Here is a 10,978-nt window from a genome sequence, read left to right as displayed (position 1 = left end):
GCATCCGCCCCCTTCGTCGTGGTCGATCAGCGGTAGTTGATGAACTGCAGGTCGAGGTCGAGATCGGCGCCCTTGAGAAGGGCGATCACGGACTGGAGGTCGTCGCGGCTCTTGGACTGCACGCGCAGCTCGTCGCCCTGGATCTGGCTCTTCACGCCCTTGGGCCCCTCGTCGCGGATGAGCTTGTTGATCTTCTTCGCGTTCTCCGACGAGATGCCGTCCTTGAGCGTGGAGGCGATGCGGAACTCCTTGCCGCTGGCGAAAGGGTCGCCGGACTCGAGGCTCTTGAGCGAGATGCCGCGCTTGATGAGTTTGCTCTGGAAGACGTCGAGAACGGCCTTCGCGCGCTCTTCGGAGCTCGCGATGATGAGGATCTGCTCGCCGCTCCATGCGATCGACGCGCCGGTGCCCTTGAAGTCGTAGCGCTGCTCGATCTCTTTGCGCGCCTGGTTCAGAGCGTTCTCGGCCTCCTGGTGATCCACTTTCGAGACGATGTCAAAGGAACTGTCAGCCATATGCAAAGTGTATCGATACCGCACTTTCCTCGCGCGTGTGGAAGCGTTTCCATATCGTTTCAGTCCCGCAGTCGCGGTCACAGCTTGATATCGAAGCCTGCTTGCATTGCCATTACCGCTGATCTCGATGCATACTGTAAGCGCTTGCAGTCCAGCAGGCCACAGTACTTCAGAGAGGCACACACCAATGAAGGTGAACAAGAGGGGCATCGTCGCCGCTGGCGTGATCGCGATCGTTTCGACCATCTCCCTGGCCGGCTGCGCAGGCGGCACCGGCGGCGGGGACTCGTCGTCGGAGGGGGAGGGCGGCGGAACGCTGACCGTCTGGGTCGACGCCGAGCGCGTCGACGCGTTGCAGAGCGCCGCCGACTCCTACGAGGAGAAGACGGGCGTCAAGGTCGAGCTCGTCGGCAAGTCCGTCGACGACATGAAGGACGACTTCATCCAGCAGGTGCCGACCGGCAAGGGCCCCGACGTGGTGATGGGCGCGCACGATTGGCTGGGCGAGCTGTCGACCAACGGCGTCGTGGCACCCCTCGAGCTGGGCGACTCGTCGGCCGACTACCTTCCCGTCGCGCTGCAGGCGGCGACCTACGACGGCACGGTCTACATGCTGCCGTACGCGGTCGAGAACATCGCCGTGCTGCGCAACGCCGAGCTCGTGCCGGAGGCTGCGACGAGCTTCGACGACATGGTTGCACAGGGCGGCTTCGTCGTCGAGCAGGGCGCCGAGGGCAACCCGTACCACCTCTACCCGTTCCAGACGGCCTTCGGTGCCCCGGTCTTCGGCACCGATGACTCGGGCAGCTATGACTCGGCCGACCTGCAGCTGGGCAGCGAGGGCGGGACGGCGTTCGCCGACTGGCTCGCGGCCCAGGGTGCTGCGGGCACGCTGAACACCGACATCGACGGCGAGATCGCCAAGCAGCAGTTCCTCGACGGCACCGCGGCCTTCTGGCTGACCGGTCCGTGGAACGTCGGCGCGGCCACCGAAGCGGGCATCGACGTCGCGATCGACCCGATCCCGAGCCCCACGGGTGAGACCGCCTCGCCGTTCGCCGGAGTGAAGGGATTCTTCGTGAGCTCGGAGTCGAAGAACAAGGTCGCCGCGAACGACTTCCTCGTCAACTACATCGGCACCGAGGAGGTGCAGCTCGAGCTGTTCAAGGCCGGCAACATCCTGCCCGCGCTGACGGCCGCCGCTGACTCCGCGGCATCCGACCCGATCATCGCCGGCTTCCAGGCCGTCGGCGCCGACGCCGTGCCGATGCCCGCCATCCCCGCGATGGGCTCCGTCTGGGAGTTCTGGGGCGTCGCAGAGGCTGCCATCATCAACGGCTCCGACCCGACGACGACGTGGCAGAAGCTCGTCGACGACGTCACCGCCGCGATCAAGTAACACACCCAGCACCATCCCTGCCGGGGCGGACCTCGTCGGCCCCGGCAGCTCGACGACGGGGACGAGATGACAGACACCGCCGAGCCCACGGCTCCACTCACCACGCGCCAGCGACAGGCCGCCAGTATCGCCGAGGCCGCTTCCGGCCCTATCTGGTGGATGCTGCTGAAGATCCTGCTCCTCGCCGTCGTCGATGCGATCGCGCTGTACGCGGCGTTCGTGCTCTTCGGACAGCAGGAATGGCTGGTGCTCGGCCTCGTCGTGGCCGTCACCGTGCTGGTGAACTACATCTACTTCTCGCGCAGGCGCGTTCCGGCGAAGTACCTGACGCCCGGCATCATCTTCCTCGTGATCTTCCAAGTGTTCACGCTGTTGTACACGGGGTACATCGGGTTCACGAACTACGGCACCGGCCACAACGGCACGAAGGATCAGGCGATCTCGTCGCTCCTCGCATCGGCTCAGGAGCGGGTCGAGGACTCGCCGACCTACCCCGTGACGGTCGTCGAGCAGTTCGGCACCTACGGGTTGCTCGTGACCGATCCGGACTCGGGTGATGCACTGCTCGGAACGAGCGAGCAGCCGCTGCAGAAGGTCGACGCCGACGTCGAGGACGGCCAGGCCGTCGCTGTCGACGGCTGGAACACGCTGCCTCTGGCGAAGGTGTTCACGCTCTCGGCAGAGCTCGAGAAGCTCTCCGTGCCGTTCAGCGACGACCCCAACGACGGCAGTCTGCGCGCGCCGGACGGCCAGAACGGCTATCTCTACATCTCGACGCTCGAGTACGACGCGGATGCCGACGCCATCACCGACACGACGACCGGGGTGGTCTACTCCGACACGGGCGAAGGCGCGTTCACCGCCGAGGACGGCACCGAACTGCTGCCCGGGTGGCAGAGCACCGTCGGCTTCGACAACTTCGTGCGCGCGGTGACCGACGACTCGATCCGTGGCCCGCTGATCTCGGTCACGGTCTGGACGTTCGTGTTCGCCCTGCTCTCGGTCGCCACCACGTTCTTCCTCGGGTTGCTGCTCGCCCTCGTCTTCAACAACACGCGGATGCGATTCCGCAACGGCTACCGGATCATCCTGATCCTCCCGTACGCATTCCCGGCGTTCCTGTCGGCCCTCGTCTGGGCAGGCATGATGAACGAGAGCTTCGGCTTCATCAACCAGGTGATCTTCGGGGGAGCCGAGATCCCCTGGCTCACCGATCCGAACCTCGCGAAGGTGTCGGTGCTCCTGGTCAATCTCTGGCTCGGGTTCCCCTACATGTTCCTCGTCTGCATGGGTGCGCTCCAGGGCATCCCGGAAGACGTCAACGAGGCGGCCGTGATGGACGGCGCGAACCCGTGGCAGGTCTTCCGCCGCATCAAGCTGCCGCTGTTGCTGGTGACCGTCGCTCCGCTGCTGATCTCGTCGTTCGCGTTCAACTTCAACAACTTCAACCTGATCTACATGCTCACCAAGGGCGGGCCGCGGTTCGACGATGTGAGCATCCCGGTCGGACACACCGACATCCTGATCTCGATGGTCTACAAGGTCGCGTTCACGGGGCAGTCCCGCGACTACGGCCTCGCGTCCGCGTTCACCATCCTGATCTTCATCGTGGTCGCGACCATCTCGATCATCAGCTTCCGCAAGACCAAGGCCCTCGAGGAGCTGAACTGACATGAGCACCACGGACATCAGGACCTCTCGTTCCACCTCCGTCGAGCGCATCCTCGCTCCGCGTCGTCGGAGTGTCGGCGCCTGGTTCGCCGACACCGGATGGCGTCATGTGATCGCCATACTGGTGAGCGCCTTCGCCCTGTTCCCGCTGCTGTACGTCGTCTCGGCGTCGCTCAATCCGCGCGGCACCCTGACGGGCTCCAACCAGCTGTTCTCGGCGATCGGCATCGACAGCTACGTGCGAATCCTCAGTGACCCGCAGAACCCTTACGGTCTGTGGTTCCTGAACACCCTGGTCATCGCCGTCGTCACGGGAGCCGTCACCGTGTTCATCGGAGCCCTCGCCGCGTACGCCTTCTCGCGCATGCGCTTCGCCGGGCGGCGCGTCGGCCTCGTCACGATCGTGGTCGTGCAGATGTTCCCGCAGCTGCTCGCCGTCGTCGCGATCTTCCTGCTCATGTCGACGCTGGGCGACTGGTTCCCGGCCATCGGTCTGAACACTCACACGGGCCTCATCCTCGTGTACCTGGGCGGCGCGCTCGGCGTGAACACCTACCTCATGTACGGCTTCTTCAACACGCTGCCGATGGAACTCGACGAGGCCGCCCGCATCGACGGCGCAGGTCACGCCCGCATCTTCTTCACGATGATCCTGCCGCTGGTGGCGCCGATCCTCGCGGTGGTCGCGCTGCTGTCGTTCATCGGCACGGTGAACGAGTACGTGATCGCGAGCGTCATGCTCGTCGACGTCGAGCAGCAGACCCTGGTCGTCGGTCTGACCAAGCTCGTGGCGAATCCGCGCTACGCGGACTGGTCGGCCTTCTCGGCCGGCGCCGTCATGGCGGCGATCCCGGTGATGATCCTGTTCCTGTTCCTGCAGCGGTACATCGTGGGGGGCCTGACGGCGGGAGCGACCAAGGGCTGAGCCCTCGCGACGGACGTGCGGTGTCGGTCGCACGCCCCTGCTCGGTATCGTGCGTGGCATGCTACCTTGTGATGCATGACAGCCGACATCGGGGCGCAGATGCGCAAGGGCGTCGTCGAGTACTGCGTGCTCGGCCTGCTCGCGCGTGAGCCGATGTACGGATGGCAGCTGTCGGACGCGCTCACGCAGTCAGGGCTCATCGCCAGTATCGGAACCCTGTATCCGCTGCTCGGGCGTCTGCGTGACAACGGCTGGGTCAGCACCTTCGACCAGCCGTCCGAAAGCGGTCCGGTTCGCAAGTACTACCGGCTCACCGATGCCGGAATCGAGCAGCTCGCCCGATTCCGCGCGCAATGGGCCCCGTTCGCCCGTGTCGTCACGGGAATCGTCGGAGAGGGAAGATCATGACCCGGACCAGTGCGGACAGCCTCCGCGACGACTACCTCGCACGCCTCGACGAGGCGATGCGCGGATTGCCCCATGGTGTCGCCTCAGACATCCGCGGCGGGATCGAGGAAGAGCTCGACGGCCTCGACCCCGCAGCCACAGCCGACCGCATCGCACGGCTGGGGGACCCGGCCGACATCGCCAGGGAAGCGCGGGACGCATCACCGGATGCGGGCGCGCTGGCGACGGGCACCCGGGTGGCCGCAGCCGCGCACGCACCGGCGACGCCCCGCACGCCGGCGACCAGGACGCGCGGCTACGCGATCGCCGCTGCTCTCACGCTGAGCTTCGGCGGGATCGTGCTGCCCGTCGCCGGATGGTTCGTCGGAGCGGTACTGGTGAGTCTGAGCACGCTGTGGAAGACGTGGGAGAAGGTCGTCGCCATCGTGGTGCCCTTCGCCGTGAGCGCGATCTCGGGCATCCTGGTGGCATCGATGGGGTTCGCATCCTGGACGAGCACCGGAGGCGACGTCTCAAGCGGCAGCTCGACCGGGAGCGGCACGGGAACGGGTCTCGAGGGAGTGAACCCGCTCGTCCCGACCTGGTACGACATGATCTGGTTCGGGGCGCTCGTTCTCGGTGTCGCGCTCATCCCGCTGTCGGGACTCTGGCTGCTCTGGCGCCTGCGCGGTCGTGCCGTATCCGGATCCTGACCGCGACACCTCCCTTCGGCGTTGCGTTCTCGGGTGGGGAGGTTCCTGGGCCATAGCCTGGAGGCATGGCACGGGTCGCGGGGCGCAACGTGGCGATCAGCTGGATCGCCGGTGTGCTGTGCGCCGGAGTCGTCGCCGCACTGCTCTGGCTCTCGATGCCGATGATGCCGGTCATGGTCTCCTTCGTCGGCGACGCCCTGCGCTCGACGCTCCCCTGAGCGGACGTTCCCCGGTCCGCTCACAGGTTCCCGCGAAAACCCGGCTCGGCGACACGTCGGCACGCCTCCGGCAGGGCGCGTGGCGACGGCGGTAGCCTCGCAGAGCACACATCCGATGAGAGGCGCACCCCATGAGTGACCCCGAGGTTCCACAGCCTGAGCGTCCGAAGGACGTCAACGACGTCGTCGACAGCGCGAACGCTGGACTCGACGCTGCCGCCGCTGCGGGTGCAGGTGTTCCCGGCACGACGGACGAGGCGTCGACCTCGTCGACAACCCCGTCGACCACGTCGACAACCCCGACGACAGGGTCGTCTGCAGTCGACCCCGACCTCGCCGCGTTCGAGGCCGCCGAGAACGATCACCCCGGCACCTTCGCCACCCCTGAGCTGAACGACCCGAAGTTCCTGGACGATGAGCCGGGCACCGCGGCACCGTCGTGGAACTCGGATGCCGACGCGACCGGCGTCTACACGCCGCCCGCCGCGCACGATCGGGCCGTGACGACAGGCGCCGCGTACTCGTCGGGCGACGACACCGAGACGCGCCTCGTGCCCTCCGAGCCGACAGCTGCGGATCCGGTCATCGCACCCGTCCTGCAGCAGCAGCCGATCTTCGTCCAGGCTCCTGAGCCGCCCCGTGAACGCGGCAACCGCGGCACGGCCGGCGCGATCGGCCTGCTCGCCACCGTCGCCTTCGCGATCCTGTATCTGGGGGCCACCCTCGGCCTGAGGGCCGTCGCCGGCGACATCACCGGCGAGAACATCGGAGAGGCGGCTCTCGCGCCGCTGATGACGTGGGGCTACTGGGTTCCCGTCGTGGTGTTCTTCCTCGGATTCTGGCTGCTCGGAGCTTTCATCAACCGCGGACGCTGGGGCCTGTGGGTCGTCTTCGGCATCCTCGTGGGCCTGTTCGCCTATGGCGGGCACATCCTCGGTGCCCTCTTCGGGGCGCCGTTCTGGCTGCTCACCGCGACCGAGGGCAACGAGCTCGTCGGCTCGCAGCTGTTCCACCCGCTGGCGATCGCCGCATTCGTCTTCGGGCGCGAGCTCACCATCTGGTTCGGCGCATGGGGCGCTCGCAGCGGCGCGCGCAAGACCGAGCTCAACGCCGAGGCGCAGCGCGAGTACGAGCGCACGCTCGAAGCTGGCCCGACGCTGTCGAGGTAGTCACGAACATGTCGTCGCCGAACCCCCGCGGGCCTGAGTCCGCGGGGGTTTCTGCTGCCCTCGCCGTGGTTCTCGCCACGGTCAGCTTCTTCGCTCTCGCCGTGTTCGGTCTCGGTGCGGTGAGTGTGGCGACCGACCGCGACATCATCTCCGTCCGCGGGCTCGGACCAGTGCCCGGTGCCGTGGGCATGCTCGTCGCAGTGATCGTGTTCGCTCTGGTGCTGGCAGCCTCTCTGCGGCGCACCCCCCTGACTTTCCTGTCCGTGCCGGCGATCGCGCTGGCGACGACGCTCGCCCACCTCGTCGCGGTCTGGGCGGGTGTGGCCGTCGGCAGCGGCGACCTCATCGTCGCGACCGCCGTCGTCGGCGATCTGATCGGTGGGGGAGCGAGCATCGTGATCCTCGCGGCCGCAGCGATCGCCGCATGGGGCGGCATTGCTCTGCGTCGCACCCGGGCGGAGCATCCGAGATGGCCGTGGGGGCGGGACGACGAGGAATAGCGCCCCGCCGGGAGCGCGTGAATCGACGCGCTGGGGGCACGTGCGCCGTACTCTCTAAGGGTGGAGCGCTCGTTGGAGACGCAGGTGGACCAGGCCGTCGAGGCCTGGTTGCGCTGGGTGCCGCGCTGGGAGCCGGCCACCCACCGTGGTCGCGTCGCGCCCTGTCGGCGGTGTCTGGGGTCTCCCATCCTCTCGGCCGCGGGCATCGGCTCCAACACGCCGCATGGCGTGCAGCATGGTCTGTCCACTCGCATCAAGACGATCGTCGACCATGCAGTGGCCGAGTACACCGCGAGGAACCTGCCGATGCTGCAGCGCGAGCTCGATCAGCAGGCGGCTCGCAATCGTGCCCGCACCTATCGTCCTGCCGACGGCCTGGACCCCGAGTTCGACGGGCTGCCGCTGGACCCCGAGCCGGTGCCCGGTGCACCGTTCCTCTTCACCATCGCCGGGATGGCCGATGAAGCGGTCTCCGACCTTCCGCCGCTCCCGCCGCTGAGCGACGAGGCGAAGGTGGCCCTCCGGCAGGAGGTCGCCCTCGCCGACGAGTACGCGAACATGGTCGGTCGCGAGATCTGCGGCATCCTGCTGCGTCATCGCATCTACATCCAGGCCGCGATCTCGCAGCACGTCGAGCCGCAGATCGAGGCTCTGCTGGCCGAACTCACCGACTCGCTCGACTCGCCGTTCGACCCCGACAACACCTAGCAGCCGCCGTCGCAGGCGGGGGGCCCCGCGGGGTCGAGGTCATGCCGCCTGCGGATCTGCTGAGAGGTGCGCGCGCGACTGGTGGTGTCGTGTGCCGAATAGGTATCGTTTTTCGATAGATACCCATTGGCGATCGATAGGGCAAACCATGCACCCTCGTGTCACTCGCGTCCTCAAGGCGCTCATCATCGTCCTCCTCGGACTCCTGCTGGCAAGCCAGACGCTGGTGATCCCCGAGGTCGCCCGCATCACGGCGATCCGCAATCCGGATGTCGCGTGGCTCGAGGTTCCGGGCATCATCGGCGCCGTGCTCTTCCTCGCCCTGATCCAGGTCACGCTGGTGTGCATCTGGTTCCTGCTCTCGCTCGTGCAGGCCGATCGGATCTTCCGCGTCGAGGCGTTCCGATACGTCGACATCATCCTCTGCGCCCTCGTCGCGGCCGGGGGGATCATCCTGGCGTCGTACCTCGTCATCGTCGCCAGTCGCGCCGTGTCGCTCTCGTTGTCGCTGCTCGCAGTGCTGGGCATCGTGGTGAGCGCGGCGCTCGCGCTGCTCGTCGTGGTGCTGCGCGGTCTGCTGCGCAAGGCTCTCGAGCTCGAGCAGGACATGTCGGAGGTCGTCTGATGCCGATCGTCATCGATCTCGACGTCCAGCTCGCGATCAAGAAGATGAGCGTCCAGGATTTCGCCGATGCGATCGGGATCACCCCCGCCAACGTCGCCGTGCTCAAGAACGGCCGCGCGAAGGCGGTGCGCTTCACCACACTCGAGGCGATCTGTCGCGTGCTCGAATGCCAGCCGGGAGACATCCTGCGCTGGGTCCCCGATTCCGAGGAGCAGTGATGACGTCTCTCTCCCTGCCGCGTGCCACGGCGCAGTCCACCACCTGGGGCGAGTCCGTCGCGCGTCAGCTGCTCGACGGATCGCGGTGCCCGGCGTGCCACTCGATGCTGGACGGCGGATGCTGTACGCGATGCGGCTCTGATCTGCGCGGTCCCATCGGCAGCGAGGTCTGGGAGGCATCCGTCACGGCTGCGGCCGCCATCCGGGCCCGCGACCGAGTGCTGAACCGGGTCCCGGTCGTCCCTCCAGGAATCACCCCGCCCACGGTGTCGGTCGCCGTCTCACCTCCGAGCGCGGCGTCGGCCGCCCCTCCGTCACCCCCTGCGTCCGGTTCCGGCGGCTCGTCGACAGCGCCGACCCCGCAGGGCAGCGCGACCGTGCAGTCGGTGCTCGCGACGGCCGGCGCCGGCCTGTTCGCGGTCGCCGCCATCGTCTTCACCTACTTCAACCCCGATCTCGCAGATCGCGCCCTGCGCAGCGTGATCGTCGGGCTCATCACTCTGCTGTTCCTCGGCGGGGCGTGGATGCTCTCGCGCCGCGGTCTGCGCTTCTCTGCCGAAGCGGTCGGCGGCCTGGGGCTCGTGTTCGCCGGGCTCGACGTGCACGCGGTCGCTCAGCTCGCCGCTCCCGGCATCGATCCGTGGGCGTCCTCCGCCGGCATCACCGCCGTCGCTGCGCTGGCGATGCTCGCCGCCGGCAGACGTCGCGGCATCCGCATCTGGCAGTGGACGGCCGTGGTGGCGCTGTCCAGCGCTCCTGCCATGCTCGGCGCCGCCGGAACCACGGCGGCGGAGGGTGCGATCGGTGCGATCGGAGCGGCCTTCGCCGCGGCGGCGATCGTCGAACGGCTCGCGCTGCCGCTCGTCGAGCGCGTCACTCTCGTCGGCGTGCAGCTGATCGCGAGCGGGAGCGCCCTGCTGCTGCTGTCGCGCCTCGACGGCGGCGACATGACGGTGATGCTGCTCACGGCGAGCGGTGTGCTGGTGCTCATCGCCGTCCATGCCGTGATCGCGGCCCGATCGATGCTGGGGCGGCTCTGGTCGTACGCTGCCGGCGCGACGGGCGCGGTCGCCATACTCCTCGGGGTCTACTCCGCCCCCGGCATCCGTGAGCTCGGCGTCTCCTGGCACTTCACGATCGCCCCCTCAGTGGCAGCCGCATCGCTCGTGGTGCTCGGCGCGCTCGTGCCGCTGCCGCGACGGGTTTCGCGCGGATTCGTCGCCGGGGGAGCACTGACCGTGCTCGCCGTGCCTTCGGCCGTGCTGCTCATGGTCGCGGGGATCACCGGGGCGACCACTGTCGGCGCGTTCCTGCGCCAGTTCGAGACCGTTGCCGCCTCCGGCATCGCCGGCTGGGGCGCACCCGCGGGCCTCGCGGCGGTCGCGGTGGGCCTTGCGACGTTCGGCGCGCTGGCTCGCGTTCGAGAAGGCCTGCGTGTGTTCGCGCTGCCCGCCTCGCGACTCGCGCTGGCCCTCGCGGGGGTGGCCGTGCTCGTTCTCGGATGCAGCGGTCTGCTCGTGGCCCCGGCGTCCGTCGCCGTGCTGATCGCCACCGCGCTGCTGGTGGCCGCGGTGCTGCGGTGGATGCCCGGGCGCACCGTGGGCCGGGGCATCCGTCCGATCATCCTGGTCGAAGCGCACCTGGCCGTTCTCTCGGCCGTGATGGTGGCCTGGAGCGACTCGTCGCTCGTGCCGGCAGCCGGTGCGGCGACGCTGCTCGCGGTCGCCGCCCTCGGCGCCGTGCGTCCTGCCCGGTGGCGGTTCCTCTACGTGGGCGCGGGGTTCGCCTACGCCCTGATCCTGGTCGCGACGGCTCTGGGCGAGAGCGGCGTCGGCGGTATCGCCCAGCTGTGTCTCACCGCGTCGTCCGGTCTGCTCGTCGCCATCGCCGCGACCTATCTGCCGACCCTCGCCGCCCGCCCGTGGCAGGC

At 68.1% G+C, this 10,978-nt stretch carries 13 protein-coding genes; 12 read left to right on the top strand and 1 reads right to left on the bottom strand.

Features of this window, described 5'->3' with window-relative positions:
* Nucleotides 1-26: 26 nt before the first annotated feature.
* The gene (locus J7E68_RS10860) at nt 27-515 is read right to left on the bottom strand and encodes a YajQ family cyclic di-GMP-binding protein (protein WP_215172495.1); all 489 of its coding nucleotides are present in this window, start codon (nt 513-515) and stop codon (nt 27-29) included.
* Nucleotides 516-702: 187 nt separating this feature from the next.
* On the opposite strand from J7E68_RS10860, the gene J7E68_RS10855 reads away from it, so the two are divergent.
* The 12 genes from J7E68_RS10855 to J7E68_RS10800 form a co-directional block, all read left to right on the top strand.
* Nucleotides 703-1,914, top strand: coding sequence for a maltose ABC transporter substrate-binding protein (locus J7E68_RS10855; RefSeq protein ID WP_215172493.1), 1,212 nt, complete (start codon nt 703-705; stop codon nt 1,912-1,914).
* Nucleotides 1,915-1,980: 66 nt separating this feature from the next.
* A complete protein-coding gene (locus tag J7E68_RS10850) occupies nt 1,981-3,585 on the top strand; it encodes an ABC transporter permease subunit (RefSeq protein ID WP_215172491.1) in 1,605 nt (534 codons plus the stop codon).
* Between the two features lies 1 nt (nt 3,586).
* On the top strand, nt 3,587-4,510 hold the full coding sequence (locus J7E68_RS10845) for a sugar ABC transporter permease (protein ID WP_215172488.1): 924 nt from the start codon (nt 3,587-3,589) through the stop codon (nt 4,508-4,510).
* A 75-nt stretch (nt 4,511-4,585) separates the two neighbouring features.
* Nucleotides 4,586-4,918, top strand: a complete 333-nt coding sequence (locus J7E68_RS10840; RefSeq protein ID WP_215172486.1) for a PadR family transcriptional regulator — start codon at nt 4,586-4,588, stop codon at nt 4,916-4,918.
* A complete protein-coding gene (locus J7E68_RS10835; protein ID WP_215172484.1) occupies nt 4,915-5,610 on the top strand; it encodes an HAAS signaling domain-containing protein in 696 nt (231 codons plus the stop codon). Before J7E68_RS10840 ends, J7E68_RS10835 begins: the two co-directional genes overlap by 4 nt.
* A gap of 65 nt (nt 5,611-5,675) precedes the next feature.
* Nucleotides 5,676-5,828 (top strand): hypothetical protein, encoded by a 153-nt coding sequence (locus tag J7E68_RS10830; RefSeq protein WP_215172482.1) that lies wholly within the window; start codon nt 5,676-5,678, stop codon nt 5,826-5,828.
* Nucleotides 5,829-5,959: 131 nt separating this feature from the next.
* Nucleotides 5,960-6,997 carry an ABC transporter gene (locus J7E68_RS10825; RefSeq protein WP_215172479.1) on the top strand — a complete coding sequence of 346 codons (1,038 nt, stop codon included), beginning with the start codon at nt 5,960-5,962 and terminating at the stop codon, nt 6,995-6,997.
* Between the two features lie 65 nt (nt 6,998-7,062).
* Nucleotides 7,063-7,497, top strand: a complete 435-nt coding sequence (locus tag J7E68_RS10820; protein ID WP_251048894.1) for a hypothetical protein — start codon at nt 7,063-7,065, stop codon at nt 7,495-7,497.
* Nucleotides 7,498-7,557: 60 nt separating this feature from the next.
* Nucleotides 7,558-8,205 (top strand): spermidine/putrescine ABC transporter substrate-binding protein, encoded by a 648-nt coding sequence (locus J7E68_RS10815; protein ID WP_215172475.1) that lies wholly within the window; start codon nt 7,558-7,560, stop codon nt 8,203-8,205.
* Between the two features lie 148 nt (nt 8,206-8,353).
* Nucleotides 8,354-8,830: a DUF2975 domain-containing protein gene (locus J7E68_RS10810; RefSeq protein ID WP_215172473.1), complete on the top strand. Its 477-nt coding sequence runs from the start codon at nt 8,354-8,356 to the stop codon at nt 8,828-8,830.
* Entirely contained in the window at nt 8,830-9,048 is a 219-nt protein-coding gene (locus J7E68_RS10805) for a helix-turn-helix transcriptional regulator (protein WP_140037917.1), read from the top strand. The genes J7E68_RS10810 and J7E68_RS10805 overlap by 1 nt, the downstream gene beginning before the upstream one ends.
* On the top strand, nt 9,048-10,978 hold a 1,931-nt coding region (locus tag J7E68_RS10800), incomplete at its 3' end, for a hypothetical protein (protein ID WP_215172471.1). The genes J7E68_RS10805 and J7E68_RS10800, both read left to right, overlap by 1 nt.

The sequence above is a fragment of the Microbacterium sp. ISL-103 genome (assembly GCF_018613995.1).
Classification (GTDB): Bacteria; Actinomycetota; Actinomycetes; order Actinomycetales; family Microbacteriaceae; genus Microbacterium.
This window is presented reverse-complemented; position numbering and strand designations above follow the sequence as displayed.